Raw genomic sequence first — 16,682 nt, 5'->3', positions numbered from 1 at the left:
CTCATGCGTAGGGAAGCAGACGATCCCCTTTCTGTCAGATTGAGATGGAACATCCCCGTGTTTGGTGAGACGGGTAGGGACAACCGTCCGGCCCTCACTTTCTCCCCCCGGTCTGGGTCCGCGGAAGGCAGGCCGACCTCTGCCCGTCGTGTGTGCACAGTCAGCGTTCCAAGGTGGCGGAAGCCGACGGCGCCTCCCCGGCCCGGCTCGACCTGCCCAGGGCTGTCCGCCGTTCGCTCCGCTCAGACCTGGCCGGTGTACTCGGCGAGATTGACGTAGACGTCCTCCAACAGGTGGGCGGCGAGTTGGCCGACGTAGCCGCCGATGTCCTCCTTGGCGATCGGTTGCACGGCGGCGACGCGGGCCCAGCACTTCTTCCGCACGTTGGCCGTACCCCGGCTGAGCTTCACTCAGTACCGGGTCCTGTGCGAGGGCTGGCTCGAACACGGGGCTACCAGGACGATCGGCCAGTCCTGGTTCTCGTGCTCGGCGTCGCCACTGATCACCACGACGGCACGTCGGGGATGGGGCCCGGTCGTAGTCAGGGGGCAGGGCGAGAAGGCGGTCGGGAACCCGGTAGATTCCGCCGCGTTTGATCGGGGGCTTCACCCCTCACCCGGTGCCTTCGTGGTCGCCCGACGGCGGGCCTCGGCGGATTCGGCCATCTCAGCGAGAAGGGCCTCCCCCACGCCGGGGTCGGATTCGACGCGGCCTCTGTCGGTCAACCGCGCCCGGTAACGCTCCTTGAGCGCGGCGTACTGCTTGCGACGCCTGGCCCGGTTCAGATCATGGCTCGCGCCCCGGGCTGAGCCGCGGCACCACTTCGTGTACGCCACCGGCGACGGGTCCCGCACCTGGACCTGGTGTCCCCTTCCGGTCATCCCCGCGCCCAAGACCCGGGGTCAAGGCCGAACGGGTTCGGTCTCAGGCTGACACCGTGTCGGCATGATGAGACTTCGCCCGAACAAAAGGTCTGCGCATGTCTGGCAATGGTCGGTTTCCTGAGATCACCATCAAGGACCGCGTCGAACCGGCTCTCGGCCTCCTCGTGGTGCTCGCCGCTCCGTGGCTCCTGACCGTCGCCGGCACCGGTGAAGTGACGGTCCGCGATCCGGTCACGTGGCACGAAACGCAGGCCTACGCCTGGGCGGCCCCGTTGACGCTGGTCGTCACTGCGCTCGGTTGTCCACTCCTGCTGACGATCAGTCTGTTCCTCCGTGGCCCGGCGGTGTGCCTGGACGCCGAGCGGATTCAGCTCCGCGGAAAATCCAAGGTCTTCGCGCGCTGGAGCGAGGTAGACCGAATCGTGTTGTGGCGCCGGAGGGTCCGGCGGTTCGGGTTCATCCCCGGCTGGGAACCGCAGGTCGGCATCGTGCCGGCCGCCTCCCGGACCGAGGGCTTCCGACAAGTCGCGAGCGTCCGGCTCTCATACCGTTGTGGTTCCGAACTGGCCTCAGGAGTCGCCCGGTTCGCACCGGACACCCCCGTTGTGGACGAACGGAGTCTCGGACAGGCGCCCCCGACCGAACCACGCTGAGGTTCATGCGCAGGGGCGGTGCGATACGGAAGCGCCGGTGGTCGCGGATGCCACGGACCGAGGAGTGCTCTCGCTCCGGTCGAGAGTTTCCCATCACTCGGGGAGAGCATCGACTTCCACCACGACGGACCGGGGGCCTTTCTCACGCACGTGTTCCTCGGGATCGAGATGACACGCGAGGTAGTCGCTGCATGTGTCGCGGACATCAGCGGCGCACCGATCGAGGGCAGGCTCGGCTCTTCGAGATGGTGAGGCTGAACGGCTGGCCAAGGGCGCGACGCCGCGATCGGGCGCGGAACGTGTCAAGCCGGAGCGGAACGCCGTCGTTGTCGCCGGTGCGGGAGCCGCAGAGTGCTGGCACCGGGGCCGACAGCGTGCGGGGATGATCCGGCCGCGTTGGGTCCGAGGGGCGAAAGGACACGTTAAGCCCCCCGTAAGCGCTACGTGATGTCGTGTTCCGGTCAATGCACGTGCGGCGCTCCCGGAACGAGGCGTCCCCGACCGTGAAGGAACACGATGGGCATCGTCAGGAAGACGGCAGCGGTGATAGCGGCATCCGGACTGATGGTGGGTCTGAGCGCAGTGACCGCCTCACCCGCGTCCGCCGACCCCTGGATCAACCATTCTCAGGTCTTGGACATCAGCAACCCAAGAACCGCCTCTTCCGTGAACACATCACTCGGAACCGTGCAGATCCGCTACGGCACCTACCAGGGACGGCAGTACGGATGGGGGCGTGCCATGAACGTGCCGCCACCGTCCGGAGGGCTCTACCTGCGATTCGAAGTGGACACGGACGGCAACCGGATCCCCGATGACTCCGCGCACTTCAACCTGGGGACCGACGGGTTCAACTGGACTGCGGGGTACCCCACCTCCTCCAGCAGCGCACGCGCCTTTCGCGCCTGCGTCCTGGACCTCTTCGAGAACACGTGCTCGGAGGCGGGCAGCCGCACCCCGTGGTGGTGAGTTCCGCCTTCCGTCGAACAACCGGCCCCACCGTCTCGATGCCATGGTGCGGGTGCGCCGGTGGGCCAGCGCCCCGCAGGGCAGCCAAGGTGTAGGCCGTCCGGTTCCAGCCCCGGCCACTTACCCGGGATACGGCTCACCGCTCCCCAATGCGTGTTCCACACGCAGTCGCTGGGTCAGGAGGCCGGAAGGTGACCCTCCCTTCCTTGCTCTCCCCCGCCCCACACCTGCGGCTGGTCTGTTTCCCGTCGGCATGCGTCGCCCTGGACGTGGAGAAGGGGTCCGTGCTGCTGCTGTCCGAGGAGGCCAGCCGGGTCATCTCCCGCATGTGGAGTACAGGGGGTGCGACTCCAGTTCTCTCCCTGGACCCGGTCCAGGAGCGGGTTCTGGTGGCGCTGGTGGACACGGGTGTGCTCATCCAACGAGAGGAACCGCGTTCATGGGAGAGGGTCAGGCGGGGAAATCCCTCCTCTCCCAGCTGGGGGACACGGGACAGCCCTGCCGCGCTCGCGCCGATTCCACGGGCTTCCCTGCACTGGTACGCCCTGGGAATCGTTGCCCTCCTCGTCGTACTGACCAGGGGGTGGGGGACGTAGGAGTGCGTTCGCCCGTACCCGGCACCTGGTGCAGCGAGCGGAAACAGGCATCGCCGACTATGCCGCGGCGGTGCAGGCGACCTATGCGGTGAGGAAAGCGGGCCGCCTGCTACCACTGCGCGTGGCATGTTGGGAGGAGGCCGCGGCGACCACCGTCCCCCTGCGCTGGGCGGGCTACCGGGCCGCCTTCCGGCACGGGGTGGCTACCGACCCGGTGCGGTTGCACGCCTGGGTCGACGTCGGCGGCCGAGTCCGACGACATCACCGACTCTTCGAGGAGTCCTGTGAGTGACATCGCCGAACCGGTCCTGTGGGCCGAGGCCGAGGGCATCGCCCTGGGAGCGTTGCGCGCCGACCTGGCCCGCGAGTACTGGCGGTGGGAGAGCGATCCCGGTGCGGTGCTGGGCTACGGGCGGCAGGTGCCGGAAAGCGCCGAGTCCCGCGCCGAAGGGCTGGAACACCAGCTGCGCGGCGCGCCCGACCAGGCCCGCTTCACCGTCTACGACGTGCGCGGGGGTGAGGCGGTGCCGTGCGGGCTGGCCAGTGTGCTCATCGACCACCAGGTGCGCACGGGCGAGTTCATCCTGGTCGTGGCGCCCGAGGCCCGTGGGAAGGGCGTGGGAACCATCGCGACGCGGCTGACGCTGGACTACGCCTTCCACGTCATCGGGCTGGAGATGGTCTGGCTCAAGGTACTGGAACCCAACACCGCAGGCCGCAACGCCTACGCCAAGGCGGGTTTCCGTGAGGTGGGCACCATGCGCAGCGCCGGGCAGTGGCGGGGACGCCGCTGCGGCGAGGTGGTCATGGACGCCATCCCTGAGGACTTTCCCTGGCCGTCGGTGCTCGTGAACGCGGACGACTGAGACGGGAAGAAGGTGACGGCCGCGCCGGGGACTGGAGGGTCCGGCGCGGCCGTCGCGGTGTGCGCAGGCCGGGGCGGGTCGCTACAGCAGGACCGTGGCCAGGTGGTGGGCCAGGGCTCCGGCGCTGCTCGCGAGGGTGTAGGCGGCCAGCATGCGGGCCGGGCCGGTGCGGGCGGTGCCGCCGAGGCGGCGGAGGTAGCCCAGACGGCCGGGTTTGCGGCGGCGGCCGTGCGGACGCTTCGAACGGCGACGCGGCAACGGCGGGCGCTCCCGGCCAGGCGGGAACGGGCCGTCATCCGGGGCCGGACGCGGACGCGGAACCACGGGTTCAGGCGGGCGTTCCGGCTGTGTGGCAGGCCTGCGCGGGCGCTCCTCGGGGCGTTCGGTGGTCCGGGAAGCGCGCGCGTCCAGCCGGGCGGCGTGAACGCGCATCCACTCGGGCAGAACCCCGTGCGCCTGCCGGTAGGCCACCCGGGGGTTGCCCTCCATCTGGGCGAGCAGGCGCTGTTCCCGGGTGAGCGGGGTCGGGTAGCTGGGCTTGGAGAAACGGCGACCCCGGGGCGCGTCCAGCACCGCACGCACCCCGGAGGAGACCGGTTCGGCGGTCATCGGTCGGCCCCGGCGGTGGTGGTGTTGGTGGTGAGGGTGAATTCAGCCCACACGATCGTGCCCAGCCCTGCGCAGAACGGGAAGTCCACCACGGCCCGGGTGCCCCAGCGGGTGGCCAGGGAGTTGATGAGCAGCAGACCCCGGCCGCGCTCGGCCTCCTCCCACTCTTTCGCCGTGCGCTGGTACGGGATCTCCGGAAGGGTGGGAGCGGGCTCCCGCACGCCGTCGTCGACAATGCCCAAGTGCAGCGTGGTGGCGGTGGGCATGGACAGGATGCGGATGACCCGGCCGTCCGACTCGCCGGAACGGGAGTGGTCGACCCCGTTCGCGAACATCTCGCTCGCGCACAGCACGATCGTGTCGGCCAAGTCCGGGCACAGGCCCTCCAAGCGGAACAGATCGGCGCGCAGGTCCTCACGCACCCACGCGGCCTGGGACAGGTGACCGGGGTAGACACGGGAAGCCCAGCGGCGCCCGGCGAAACCCGGGGTGGGGGTGTGGAACGGCGCACGGGGACGCGGCATGATGGACATGTCGGCAAGCTCCTTGCTTCTCACAGGGGTGGGTTGGTTGTCGGCTTGGGCTCTGGAGGCGCCGCAATCGCCCCCAGAGCCCGTTTTCATGCAGCCGCCCGAACCAGGCGACTCCCACGGTGTCGGCCCGTGAGCCCATCACCGCGTCCAGCCGGGTCGGGATGCGTCCTCCCCCAGCCAGATCTTCTTCCGCTCGACATCGGACGTCCGTGGCGCTGCGAACCGCCTCATGCCCTTCTGGACTGAGAGCTGCTGCTGTGCTTACGTCCGCCCTGGTCAGCAGCGACGGCAACCTCTACGTGCCTTCGCTGCGTACATCTCTAGTAAACTCAATGCCACGAGCATTTGCAAGTAGCTTCTGAAAGTAGCTAATTTTGTCCGGACTCGCGAAGAAAGGCATCATCAACAGATATGGCAGGCAACCCGACACTGGCCCAGTGGCAGCTCGCTCAGGAACTGCGTCGACTCCGTGGCGAACGCAAGTTCGGAGACGTAGTCAAGGCCATGCGCACCGCTGCCAGCAGCCTGGCTCGTTGGGAGACGCCCGGGGATGGCGGAGCGGTACCGGGGGCTGCGGCGATCGAGCGACTTCTCAGCATCTACGAGGTCCCTCATGAGCTTGACCGCTTGCTGGCGTTGCGCAAGCAAGCAAGGGAGCCGGACAAGTGGCAGCCCTACGAGCTGGAGAGAAGCTACCGCTCCTACGCCAACATCGAAGCTCAAGCCACCTCGATCGAGATTTACCAGTCGCAACTCGTCCCAGGGGTGGCTCAGACCGAGGACTACGCCCGAGCGGTGATCGAGGCGACCATGCGCCCCAACAGCGATCTGGACCGCGAAGTACAGGTACGGCTCACCCGCCAGGAGATCCTCACCAAGGAATCCCCGCCCAACGTATGGATCATCATCGCCGAGGCTGCCCTACGCCAACGCATCGGCAGCGCGGAACTCATGGCGGAACAGATCGATCACCTCATCGATCTTGCGGGAGCCCCCACCGTTACGCTCCAAGTGCTTCCTTACAGTGCCGGTGCCCACGCCGCACTGACACTCGCCTCCCTATCGATCCTGCGCGTGGAGCACCACGGGTTGCTGACTGTCTACCTGCAAGGACCGTCCTCGCACATGTTCATGTCCAGCGACGAGAACATCGAACACTACACAGACGTCTTCAATCGGCTCCGGGCAGCAGCACTGGACGAAGGAAAACCTACGATGGCGATGCTCAAGCGCATCGCCGGTGAACACCACCAAGACAAGGAATGACGGCATGAACGCCCCGAACATCCCGACCACCCGTGCATGCATCTTCCGGAAATCCAGCTACTCCCAGAGCGAGGCAGCCTGCGTCGAGGTCGCTGACCTGGACAACGGCGCCGCTATGCGGGACACCAAGCACCGCGAGCTGGGCGCGCTCTTCTTCGGTGCTGACGAGTGGCGCGCCTTCATCGACAGCGCCAAGGGCATCTGATTCCCTTCTCAGCCAGCCCATACGCGAATGATCTTGTACTTATAGCGAGGTTCGACCACCGAGAGTAGCTATAAGTACAAGATCAACAACGTTCGGCCCCGACCGCTGCGAACCAGCGGGCGGGGCCGAGTGCTTTGGGGGCTCAGGCGTGCCTCAGGTGCCGCTGAGGCCGTTGCGCTGGCGCAGGAGCCGGTAGGCGGCCCGGCTCATGGCCCGGTTGATGGAGTCCTGGAAGTCCTGCTCACCGATGTAGCGCTCGGTGAACTCCACGCCGCTCTCGTAGCGGTCCATGACCGCTTCCTTCATCGCCGGGTCGAACTTGTGCCGGAAGGCGCCCTCGTCGTTGTTGACGGCGGCCATCTCGACCTCGGGGTTGTCCATGACCGTCTGGAGGCGTTCCTCCATCATGAGCCGGTCGGCCTCGCTGAGGTCATGGCCGAAGTGCTCGTTGAAGATCTCGATGATCTCCGACAGAAGCTCCTTCTTGGGGTCGTAGGCGCTGCCGGTCCCGTCCGAGAACCCGGGGAGCTCCTGGTCGCCCTCGGGGCTGAGCTTCAGATCGTCCTCGGCCTTGCGGAACAGCTTCAGGTGACTGAGGTCGACCTCGCCGACGTCCACCCCGCCGTCCTTACGCGCGGGCAGCACCCGCAGCAGGAAGCGTCCGTACAGGTAGAGCCGTTCCAGGTCGGCGTCCGGGTAACGCATGATCTGAGAGAGGAACGCGTACTTGGTGACGTAGTCGTTCAGGTCGGCGCGGAAGCGGTCGGCGTCGGTGCGCTCGTCCTCCTCCTCGCTCTCCATCAGCGCGGCGAAGCGCTCGACGGCCGGGGCCGTGAACCGGTTGAGCTCGGGGTGGTTCTTGAGGTTGTCGGTTCCGGGCTGGACCTCCAGCTCGTGGAAGGCGTCGGCGAACCCCTGGAGTTCGTCCCTGACCAGCACGTTGGCCTCACTCATGACCCGGTGGGCGATGGTGTGGAGGATGTCGGGATCAGCCTCGGCGGTGACGGCCTGCTCGTAGTAGGGCCGGAAGGCCTCCCTGATCTCCTGGGCGTCGTTGGCGAAGTCCAGCACCCGCAGATCGCTCTGGGACTTGAGCGGATGCGTGCGGTTGAGCCGGGACAGGGTCTGTACGGCCGCCACGCCCTTGAGCGACTTCTCCACGAACATCGTGGTCAGCAGCGGCTGATCGAAGCCGGTCTGGTACTTGTCGGCGACGATGAGCAGGCGGTACTCCTTGCCGTTGCGCGTGACGGCCGCGGGATCGTCGGCTCGGGTGGCGGCGAAGCGCTTGGGCAGCTCGGTCTCGGGGAACCCGTTGACGGCGGGCTCGGAGACCTCCTCACCGCTCCTGGGGTCCTTGAGCGTTCCGGAGAAGGCGACCAGGACACCGGGGTCGGGAACTCCGCTGTCCTTCAGGTAACTCTCGACCGCCCGGTACATCCGCAGGGCCGCCTCGCGGGAACGGGTGACGACCATGGCCTTGGCCCGGCCGCCCATCTGCCGCCGGGTGACGGCGTTGAAGTTCTCGATGATGGTCTCGGCGTGCTGGGCGAGCGTGGAGTCGTGCAGCAGCGCGAACCTGGCCAGCTGGGATTTGGCCTTGGTGGCGTCGACCTCGGGATCGTCGGTGTTGCCGTTGAGCAGCCGGTACTGGGTGGCGTAGGTGATGTAGCTGCGCAGGGGGTCGAGGATGAACCCCTCCTCGATGGCCTGACGCATCGAGTACGTGTGGAAGGGCTCGTAGAGGCCGGTGGCCTCGCTTCGCACACCGAACAGGTTGAGGGTCTTGTGCTTGGGGGTCGCGGTGAAGGCGAAGTAGGACAGGTTGGCGCTGCGGCCCCGGTAAGAGGCCGACTCCAACAGGGCGTCCTCCGTCGACTTGGGGACGGAGGCGCCCTCGGCCGCGTTGCCTTCACTCTCGGTGCCTTCGGTCCCGTCGGTGTCGTCGTCGGCGTCCAGGCCCAGGTCCCGCAGGGCCTTCTTGACGTCCTTGGCTGCCTCGCCGCTCTGGGAGGAGTGCGCCTCGTCGACGACGATGGCGAACCGGCTGCCGCGGATCTCGGTGGGCTCGCGCTTGAGGTAGTCCAGCAGCGCGGGGAAGGTCTGGAGGGTGACGACGATGATGCGCTTGGAGGAGGTGGACAGTGCCTCGGCGAGCTGGGCGGACTTGGAGCCGCCCTTGCCGCCGATCCGCCCGACCAGGCCCTCCACCTGGGAGAAGTCGCCGACGGTGTCCTGGAGCTGGCGGTCCAGGACCGACCGGTCGGTGATGATGACGGTCTTGTCGAAGACGGGGGTGTTGGGCTCCAAGCCCTTGGCGACGGCGGCCGGGTCCATCAGGTCGGGGTCTGCGGGGGTGTGCAGCGAGGAGAGCCGGTGCGCGAGCCAGGCGATGGTGTTGGACTTGCCCGAACCGGCCGAGTGCTGAATCAGGTAGTTGTTTCCGGCTCCGTGCCGGGCGGCGTGGTCGACCAGGCCGCGCACGGCGTGCCACTGGTGGAAGCGGGGGAAGATGACGGTCTCGCGCCTGCGCCCCTTGTCGTCCTTGTCACGCTTGACGTGGACGAACCGCTCCAGCAGGTCCAGCCAGTTGTCGACGTTCCAGACCGTCTCCCACAGGTAGGCGGTGCGGTAGCCGGAGGCGTCCGAGGCCGGGAGCGGGTTGCCCGCGCCGCCGGTGTGCCCGGGACCTTCGGAGCCGGTGTTGAAGGGCAGGAAGCGGGTGTCCTTCCCGGCGAGCCTGGTGGTGATGAACACCAGGTCCGGGTCGACGGCGAAGTGGACGAGGGTGCGCTTGGTGAAGAGGAGTTCGCGGGGGTCGCGGTCGTGGGCGTACTGGTGCTTGGCGTGGTTGACGTTCTGCCCGGTGAGGGGGTTCTTGAGCTCGGCGGTGGCCACGGGCAGGCCGTTGACGAACAGCACCAGGTCCAGGGCGCGGCCCTGGTCGCCGTCCTTGGCCGCGTAGCGGAGCTGCCGGGTGACGGTGAGCCGGTTGGCCTCGTAGTCGGCGAGGGCGTTCTCGGCGATGGTGTGCGAGGGCTTGAAGTAGGCGAGCCGGAACTTCAGGCCCTCGACGGTGACGCCTTGACGGAGGACATGGAGGGTGCCCTCGGTGTCGATGCGCTTGGCGAGGGTCTTGGCGAAGGTGGCCTGGGCCTGCTCCCGGGAGCCGCCGCAGCGGGTGACGAGCTCCTCGAAGGCGTCGGCCTGAGTGGCGCCGAGGAAGGCGGTGAGCTCCGCCGTGTCCAGGGCGAGTTCGGGGGCGTAGTGGTGGTTGGCGCCCTGGGACCAGCCGCGCTCCAGCATCGAGGCGACGATGTGGTCCTCGAAGGTTCTCTCGTCGTAGACCGGACTCATGGCAGGTCGGCTCCTCGCGCGGTGGTGACGTCGATCTGACCGGTGACAGCGGCAGTGATCAGGGCGCGCTTACGTTCTTCTGTCCGCTCCATCTGGAGCGATACTGAAGAGCCAAGCGACGATGTCAGTTCAATTTCCCGGTCAAGGGTTATTGAGATTTCCTGCTGCCTCCGGAGATCTGGAATCGACAGTTGCTGAGAAAGATATCCGCCGAGATCGATATTCTGAATTCCCGTCGTCTGCTTAATGAAAGGAATGTTCCGCGAGGACCGATAAAGGGCAGACATCACCAGGGCAGCAAAGCGAGAGTCGACCCCCTTCGCTGGTCGCAGAAATTGCAAGAAGTTAGAACAGACCGCAACCCGATCACCGTCGAAGCTTACCGCAAAACCGACCGGCGACTTCTCACCGCCACCTGATTTTTCCAGCAGTACATCCCCCGGAGAAAGGCGCCGCAAACGAAGCTGATCCGGCGAAACCGACCTCATGGTCTCCGCGTCCAAACCAGCGCGATAACTATTCCTTCTGAAATCAGCGACACGAACGCAGACAACGTCCGATTCATAACCAGATGGCTCTTCACCCCAAAACCCGGAGCGGCAGGTATCGAACATGCGCTTGACCACAGTCCTGCGCCAACCAGGCAGGTCGGAACCAGGAAGCACTTTTTCAACCAGAGACGCGGACATACGCTCTTGAAGAAGGCTCATCTCCTTCTTTCGAAGACACTGAATGAGATCTATTTCAGCAGTTCTGGCATCAAGAAAATCAGCTATGCGCTGCTGTTCTTCGCGCCCAGGGAGTTTTATTACAACATTCCCTACATCTTCGGCATTCAAATGAGGTTGCGCCGCCCGACTCTTGTCTACGTCAATTTGCTGAAGCACTCCAGCACTCAACATAGAATAGGACAAATATCTGGAGTCAACCCCTTCTGGAGTAAGTCTTAGATCGTACCCAGGGGCGCTCCCAGACCATTCTTCCGTCACGATTGCAGAGTCGCCAGTATATGCCCCGCTTCGAACAACCAGCACTTCTCCAGCATGAAGCAAAGGAGCTCGATCCAGGGGAATATCTGCAACGTCTGCATAAATCATACCCCGGGAATCAATTTTCCCCCGACTAATATTTGTGGCTCGAATAATTGGCACACCAGAATCACTCAGCTTCGGCGGCTGGCCAAGACCATACCTGACTCGACAGACATACTTGATGGCAACATCCAAAAATCCCCCATACCTACTCAATTCGTCACCTCTCCCAGGAGTCGCTGGATCTCGTACTCAAGCTCCTTGAGCTCCGCGTCGATCTCCTCAAGCGGCCGTGGCGGCGTGTACACGTAGAAATACCGTGTGAAGGGAATCTCGTAGCCGATCTTCGTCTTCAAATGGTCCACCCAGGCATCGGGCACGTGCGGCAGTACTTCCCGCTCCATATAGACGTCGATGTCCTCACCTAGCGGGATGTTCTCGAAGTCGCGCAGGTCCACGTCGGGCTCCGGCTCGCCCTTCTTCTTCTGTACCTCGCCCTCGGGGTCACGCACCGACACCGCGTTCCACATGGCCTTCATCACAGCCGTCGACGGCTTGGACACCCCGCCCTCGGCAAGCGCCTGCTGAATACGGTCTGCGAACTCGGTCTTCTTGAAGCACGGCTCACCGCCCACCAGCGACCGCAGAGCCTCAACCAGCTCCGCCTTCTGCTCGTACTTGGCAGTGGTCTTGCCCTTGTCCAGTGCGGCGGTCAACTCCACCAAGGTGTCCTCAGTGACCTCGAAGCGCAGCTTCAGCGGCCGTTCCACAGTGATGCGCTGGTAACCGAAGTCCTCGTTGCGGAAGACCTTCACCTTGCCGCGCAGCGGATGCTCGGAATCGTCAGCCACACCCAACGCGTCCGCGTACAACCGCGTCAGCTCGGTGATCTGCTCAGCGCTGATCTCCTTGCGCTTCTCCCCCAGGGACTTGCGCATCTTGGTCCAGTGTTCGCGAGCGTCGATGAGCATCACGCGACCCTCATGGGCACGGTCCTTGCGGTTGCTCAGCACCCAGAAGTAGGTGGAGATGCCGGTGTTGTAGAACAACTGGTCCGGCAGGGCGACGATCGCCTCCAGCCAGTCGTTCTCCAGGATCCACCGGCGGATCTCGGACTCACCCGACCCGGCCGCCCCGGTGAAGAGCGGCGAGCCGTTGAAGACGATGGCGATCCGGCTACCACCCCGCCTCTCTCCATCCTCGTCGAGCTTGACCGGCTTCATCTTGGAGATCATGTGCTGGAGGAACAGCAGCGACCCATCGTTGATGCGCGGCAGCCCCGCCTCGAACCGGCCCGAGGAGCCCAGCTCGTGCTCGGCCTCGACCTCCTCCTTGGCCTTCTTCCACTCCACGCCGAACGGCGGGTTGGCCAGCATGTAGTCGAACTTGGCGTACCGGTGCCGGTCGTCGCTGAAGGAGTTGCCGAACCGGATGTTCTTGGGGTCCTGGCCCTTGATCATCAGGTCGGACCGGCAGATCGCCCACGACTCGGGGTTGAGCTCCTGGCCGAACACGACCGCGGTGGCGTCGGGGTTCAGGCCGGTGATGTGGTCGTGCATCTCGGTGAGCATGCCGCCGGTACCGCAGGCCGGGTCCAGGATCTCCTTGATGACACCGGGACCGCGCAGGGAATCCTCGTCGGGGGCCAACAGCAGGTTGGCCATCAACTTGATGACCTCCCTGGGGGTGAAGTGCTCACCGGCCGTCTCGTTGGAGATCTCGGAGAAACGGCGGATGAGCTCCTCGAAGATATAGCCCATCTGCACGTTGGAGACGCGCTCCGGATACAGCTTCAGGTCGGCGAACCTGCCCACCACCTGGTAGAGCAGCCCGGCGTTGTCCAGCCGCTGGATCTGGCGGGGGAACTCGTACTTCTCCAGCACCTCGCGGGCGTTGTCGGAGAAGGCGTTGATGAAGTGGGTGAGGTTGTTGGCCGCCTGGGAGGGGTCGGCGGCGATGCGCTCGAAGGTGAGCGGGCTGGTGTTGTAGAAGCTGTGCCCCGAGGCCCGCAGCACGAACTCGTTGTGGACGGGCTTGTCCCGGAACTTCTCGTGAGCCTCCAAGACCTTCTGCTTGGTCGGCTCCAGGACGCAGTCCAGCCGCCGCAGCACGACGAACGGCAGGATGGCCTTGCCGTACTCGGACTGCTTGTAGTCGCCGCGGAGCAGGTCCGCGACCGACCAGATGAAACTCACCATCTCCTGGTGGGTACTCGAATTCACCGGGGTCCTTCCGAAGGGGTGTGCCGCTGAGGGGCGCTGAGGGGTACTGCTGAAGGTTCTGAGCGGGGTGTGGGTCAAGTCTGGCTGATCCGTCAGACGTTCGCGTCCGTGTTCGGAGGTTCGGGGACTTCCGTCCCTCCGGGCGCCTCGGACACGGTCGGAGGCGGCGGAGCCAACAATCCGGAGCGCAGTCCGCTGGACAGGCGCTGGTCCAGGTCGTCGGCGGCCGCGCGGGCGCGGTCGAGTTCGGTGCGGAACCCGTGGAGTTCCCGGAACGCCGCACCGTAACGCCGCTGCTCCGCCAGGGACAACAGCGGAACACGCAGCCGCCGCAGGTCCACCCGGATGACGGTCGAGCCCTGCCCGGCCCGGCGCAGGTTGTCCTCGTCCTCCAGGAAACCGGCCAGGAACCACGCATCGATGTGGGCCGGGTCCGGCCGGAGCAGATGCAGGTTCAGCCCCAGCAGAGCCCCGGCGTCAGCGTCCGTCGCGACCCTGGCCCGGGAGGCCTCCCTCCTGGCGAGCGCGGAGGGAACGATGACGTCACCGGCGCGCACCTCCACCCGGCCCCGTGCCTCCTCGGAGTCGGCTGGTGCGGTCAGGCACCCGCTCGGTTCCCGCCCGCCGAGGACGTCGGCCAGGGTGAGCACCCGGGGGCCGCGCCCCGCGCCCTCCTCCGCCGCCGGTGACAGGCCCGAGGCCGTGGAGGGCGCGCGGTGCAGGACCAGGGCGCCGGAGCGGGCGAGGTCGGCGACGGTCGCCATCCGCCACTCCCCCGCCTCCCGGGAGGCCCATCTCTCCCCCGGCACGCTGGCGCGGGTGCGCTCCAGCGTGCGCAGGAGTCTTCGGCGCACCTTCCCCGCCCACCGGTGCGCCTCGTCGGCGCTGGCCTCGGGGGCGGCCACCGGCAGGTGGCGCTGCGGGGTCAGGTCGACGGTGTCGTCCAGCAGCTCGACCACGGACACGACCCGGCGGAACCCGGGCACGTCCGCCGTCTCGGCGGGAGAATCGAGGAACGTCCGCCAGGCCTCGTCCACGCCGCCGCGCAGCTCCTCCCAGTCGATCGCCCGACGCTGCTCCTCGCCCTCCTGGTCGCTCCCGGCGTCGACGAAGAGCACGCGCGGTTCGGAGACGATCCCCACCCCGGGCTGGCGCAGCACCCACAGGTGCAGCCCCACGTGCAGGGGGGCCGCCGCGCCCGCGGGCAGGCCGATGACGGCCGCCAGCGCGCCCCGGCGCAGCAGTTCCCTGCGGATGCGGCGGCCCGAGGGGCGGGAGGCGGCGGCCGGGGGCATGAGCACGACGATCCGGCCGCCGGGGCGGGTGTGGGCCAGGCAGTGCTGGATCCAGGCCAGTTCGGACTCGGACCGGGGCGGCACCCCGTAGGCCCAGCGCTCGTCGTAGGCGAGTTCGTCGGCCCCCCAGTCGCGCTGATTGAAGGGCGGGTTGCACAGCACCGCGTCGAAGAGGCGGCCGGGGAAGGCGTCGGCGGTGAGGGAGTCGCCCCCGGCGACCCGGCCGGGGGCACCGCTGGGCACCAGACCCACCAGTGCCTGGGCCAGGCGCGCCGTGGCCTCCTCGACCTCCTGTCCGTACAGGCCCACCGCGCCGTCCTCCGAGGCGGTCCGCAGCAGGGTTCCCGTACCGCAGGCGGGGTCGAGCACCTCGGCGCCCCGGACGTCGGCCAGGTCGGCCATCAGGCGGGCCAGTGGGCCCGGGGTGATGTGCGCCTTGCCGCCCAGGGCGCCGAGGTGGGCGTCGTGGAGGCGGTCGGAGAGTTCGCGGGCCAGCCCCGGAGTCCCCGCCTCCTCGCGTACGGCGCCGACCAGGTCGGTCCCGCCGGGGTGGGCCGCCACCCGATCCGTCGCCGCGCCCACGGCCGGGACGTCGTCCCGGGACAGGTGGAGCAGGAGCTCCTGGACGTCGGCGACCACCTCTCCCAGATCTGCGCTCTCACCGCTCTCGGCGGCCACGGCCCGGATCCGCTCCCAGACGCGCTCGTGGGGTTCGCGCTCGGGCATGCGGTCGCTGCGCGCCAGCCACTGTTCGACCTGGCCCAGGTCGAACAGCGCCCGGTTTCCGCTGCCTCCGACGGGGTGCGGAAAGTCCCCGTGGCGTCGGCGCCAGTTACTGACCGTGGTCCGGCTCACCTGCGCGATACGCGCGATGTCGGCCGCGGTGACGCTCGTGTTCTCCGCCATCGAAGCCCTCCTTTCCTCGATCGAGAACAGTACACCACAGCCAATGGCAGGTTGACAATGTTTTCACCCTGTCCCTATGTTGATGACATCGGCGTTACCGCTCCGCACCAACGACGCACCCCTGGAGTCGGCCATGTCCATGCCCCTTCCGCTGCCCTTCGAGCAGGAGGAACCCCGGGCCACCCCCCAGAAGGTCACCCCGCGCCAGCTGCTCGGCGTCCGCGAGGCCGAGTGGCGCCCGCACCTGGAGTCGGTCTCCCTCATCTCCGAGTCCCCCTTCAACCAGAAGCAGCTCGACCAGGCCGCGCGGGCGCTGGGAGCGGTCTTCACCGAGGAACTCGGCGTGTACGGGCGCTCCGACCTGCACCGCTGGCCCGCCTGCACGGCCGCGGTCACCGTGGGCGTGGCCACCAGGCGCTACGCCCACGGCACCTTCTGGCCCGCGCTGTGGGAGACCACCGGGGTACCAACCCCGCGTCAGAAGGCCGACGTCTGGGGCACCCGCTTCCTGCGGTCCCTGGAGGTCCTGGGCGTGGACACCTTCCCCGGCATGACCTTCCCCTACGTGGACCCGATCCTCATGCACTCGGGGATCCCCACCTACTGCCTGGACGACGTCTTCGACCTGCTGCTGCACCGGAGCGCGGTGGAGCCCGGCCTGGACGCGCACGGGTTCCACCTGTGGGCGGTCTCCGGCCGCCACCGGCTCAAGGACCTGGACATCCCGGCCAGCAGGTTCATCTCCTCCGGCGGCGACTACGCGCTGGAGACCGTCGAGCGGTGCATGCACCTGCTGGAGCTGCTGCGCGAGGACCCCGACGCCGCGCCCNCCCCGCCGGTTCCGGGCGCCCGCGGTCGCCGCGCTGGAGCGCGCCGCCCGCCGGGGCGACCTCCCCCGGAACCCGCTCTCCCACGCCTCCCGCCCCCGCTCCTCCCGGCCCCGGCTGCGCCTGGACCCCTTCGTGCACGGGGTCCACGTCGTCCTCCCGGTGCTCGACGACAGCGCCAACCTCGACGTGTTCTGGGAGATCACCACCGACGACGACACCCACACCGTGCCGGGAGGGCACCGGTGGGGCAGCGGCGCGGCCGAGCAGACGGTGTTCGCCGTGCCCCGCCCCGCCCGCACCGTGAGCGTGACCCCCAGGGGCCTGGGCGTCCGGGAGCAGCTGACCCTCATCGACCCGGACGATCCCCTGCTGGTCTTCGACGACTCCGGGGCGCTGGTGGACTCCGACACCGCGCTGCCGCCGGGGCCGGTGTGGGTGCTGCACCCCTCCTCCGTTCCCC

At 67.4% G+C, this 16,682-nt stretch carries 13 protein-coding genes and 1 pseudogene; 7 read left to right on the top strand and 7 right to left on the bottom strand.

Annotated features, from left to right (window positions below; all coding sequences use genetic code 11):
- Window positions 1–242: 242 nt before the first annotated feature.
- Complete coding sequence (locus D455_RS34210; RefSeq protein ID WP_017571609.1) at window positions 243–410, bottom strand: hypothetical protein; 168 nt, start codon at window positions 408–410, stop codon at window positions 243–245.
- 569 nt (window positions 411–979) lie between these two features.
- Here D455_RS34210 and D455_RS0115395 point away from each other — a divergent pair.
- From D455_RS0115395 to D455_RS0115375, 5 genes and pseudogenes are all read left to right on the top strand, one after another.
- Window positions 980–1,537: a hypothetical protein gene (locus tag D455_RS0115395; protein WP_017571606.1), complete on the top strand. Its 558-nt coding sequence runs from the start codon at window positions 980–982 to the stop codon at window positions 1,535–1,537.
- A 666-nt stretch (window positions 1,538–2,203) separates the two neighbouring features.
- Window positions 2,204–2,506, top strand: coding sequence for a hypothetical protein (locus D455_RS32240; protein ID WP_017571605.1), 303 nt, complete (start codon window positions 2,204–2,206; stop codon window positions 2,504–2,506).
- Window positions 2,507–2,697: 191 nt separating this feature from the next.
- Window positions 2,698–3,102 carry a hypothetical protein gene (locus D455_RS32235; RefSeq protein ID WP_017571604.1) on the top strand — a complete coding sequence of 135 codons (405 nt, stop codon included), beginning with the start codon at window positions 2,698–2,700 and terminating at the stop codon, window positions 3,100–3,102.
- 19 nt (window positions 3,103–3,121) lie between these two features.
- A pseudogene (locus D455_RS32230) lies at window positions 3,122–3,394 on the top strand (lasso peptide biosynthesis B2 protein); the annotation flags it as partial.
- A complete protein-coding gene (locus D455_RS0115375) occupies window positions 3,387–3,968 on the top strand; it encodes a GNAT family N-acetyltransferase (protein ID WP_017571602.1) in 582 nt (193 codons plus the stop codon). The pseudogene D455_RS32230 and the gene D455_RS0115375, both read left to right, overlap by 8 nt.
- 81 nt (window positions 3,969–4,049) lie before the next feature.
- Here D455_RS0115375 and D455_RS0115370 read toward each other — a convergent pair whose 3' ends face one another.
- Window positions 4,050–4,577: a hypothetical protein gene (locus tag D455_RS0115370; RefSeq protein ID WP_017571601.1), complete on the bottom strand. Its 528-nt coding sequence runs from the start codon at window positions 4,575–4,577 to the stop codon at window positions 4,050–4,052.
- Window positions 4,574–5,110, bottom strand: coding sequence for an ATP-binding protein (locus tag D455_RS0115365; RefSeq protein ID WP_017571600.1), 537 nt, complete (start codon window positions 5,108–5,110; stop codon window positions 4,574–4,576). The genes D455_RS0115370 and D455_RS0115365 overlap by 4 nt, the downstream gene beginning before the upstream one ends.
- Before the next feature lie 411 nt (window positions 5,111–5,521).
- Between D455_RS0115365 and D455_RS0115360 the strand changes: the two genes are divergently transcribed.
- Together D455_RS0115360 and D455_RS0115355 are read left to right on the top strand one after the other, a co-directional pair.
- Window positions 5,522–6,376 carry a helix-turn-helix domain-containing protein gene (locus D455_RS0115360; protein ID WP_026122658.1) on the top strand — a complete coding sequence of 285 codons (855 nt, stop codon included), beginning with the start codon at window positions 5,522–5,524 and terminating at the stop codon, window positions 6,374–6,376.
- Window positions 6,377–6,380: 4 nt separating this feature from the next.
- Entirely contained in the window at window positions 6,381–6,581 is a 201-nt protein-coding gene (locus D455_RS0115355) for a DUF397 domain-containing protein (protein ID WP_017571598.1), read from the top strand.
- Window positions 6,582–6,734: 153 nt separating this feature from the next.
- On the opposite strand, the gene D455_RS0115350 is transcribed toward D455_RS0115355, so the two are convergent.
- From D455_RS0115350 to D455_RS0115335, 4 genes are all read right to left on the bottom strand, one after another.
- The gene (locus D455_RS0115350) at window positions 6,735–9,938 is read right to left on the bottom strand and encodes a type I restriction endonuclease subunit R (protein WP_017571597.1); all 3,204 of its coding nucleotides are present in this window, start codon (window positions 9,936–9,938) and stop codon (window positions 6,735–6,737) included.
- Window positions 9,935–11,035, bottom strand: a complete 1,101-nt coding sequence (locus D455_RS32995) for a restriction endonuclease subunit S (protein WP_083922254.1) — start codon at window positions 11,033–11,035, stop codon at window positions 9,935–9,937. Before D455_RS32995 ends, D455_RS0115350 begins: the two co-directional genes overlap by 4 nt.
- Before the next feature lie 146 nt (window positions 11,036–11,181).
- The gene (locus tag D455_RS0115340) at window positions 11,182–13,167 is read right to left on the bottom strand and encodes a type I restriction-modification system subunit M (RefSeq protein ID WP_017571595.1); all 1,986 of its coding nucleotides are present in this window, start codon (window positions 13,165–13,167) and stop codon (window positions 11,182–11,184) included.
- A 116-nt stretch (window positions 13,168–13,283) separates the two neighbouring features.
- Window positions 13,284–15,392 (bottom strand): N-6 DNA methylase, encoded by a 2,109-nt coding sequence (locus tag D455_RS0115335; protein WP_017571594.1) that lies wholly within the window; start codon window positions 15,390–15,392, stop codon window positions 13,284–13,286.
- Window positions 15,393–16,682: the final 1,290 nt, after the last annotated feature.

It is taken from the genome of Nocardiopsis halotolerans DSM 44410, assembly GCF_000341065.1.
In the GTDB taxonomy this organism is placed as follows: Bacteria; Actinomycetota; Actinomycetes; order Streptosporangiales; family Streptosporangiaceae; genus Nocardiopsis; species Nocardiopsis halotolerans.
Note: the sequence above shows the minus strand (reverse complement) of the source record. Positions and strands in the feature narration are given on the sequence as shown.

What these genes read in the sequence shown, in the direction of transcription:
- D455_RS0115395 (WP_017571606.1), top strand. Translation starts at nt 980, where the DNA reads ATGTCTGGCAATGGTCGGTTTCCTGAGATCACCATCAAGGACCGCGTC.
- D455_RS0115370 (WP_017571601.1), bottom strand. Translation starts at nt 4,577, where the DNA reads ATGACCGCCGAACCGGTCTCCTCCGGGGTGCGTGCGGTGCTGGACGCG.
- D455_RS0115365 (WP_017571600.1), bottom strand. Translation starts at nt 5,110, where the DNA reads ATGTCCATCATGCCGCGTCCCCGTGCGCCGTTCCACACCCCCACCCCG.
- D455_RS0115360 (WP_026122658.1), top strand. Translation starts at nt 5,522, where the DNA reads ATGGCAGGCAACCCGACACTGGCCCAGTGGCAGCTCGCTCAGGAACTG.
- D455_RS0115355 (WP_017571598.1), top strand. Translation starts at nt 6,381, where the DNA reads ATGAACGCCCCGAACATCCCGACCACCCGTGCATGCATCTTCCGGAAA.
- D455_RS0115350 (WP_017571597.1), bottom strand. Translation starts at nt 9,938, where the DNA reads ATGAGTCCGGTCTACGACGAGAGAACCTTCGAGGACCACATCGTCGCC.
- D455_RS32995 (WP_083922254.1), bottom strand. Translation starts at nt 11,035, where the DNA reads ATGATTTATGCAGACGTTGCAGATATTCCCCTGGATCGAGCTCCTTTG.
- D455_RS0115340 (WP_017571595.1), bottom strand. Translation starts at nt 13,167, where the DNA reads ATGGTGAGTTTCATCTGGTCGGTCGCGGACCTGCTCCGCGGCGACTAC.
- D455_RS0115335 (WP_017571594.1), bottom strand. Translation starts at nt 15,392, where the DNA reads ATGGCGGAGAACACGAGCGTCACCGCGGCCGACATCGCGCGTATCGCG.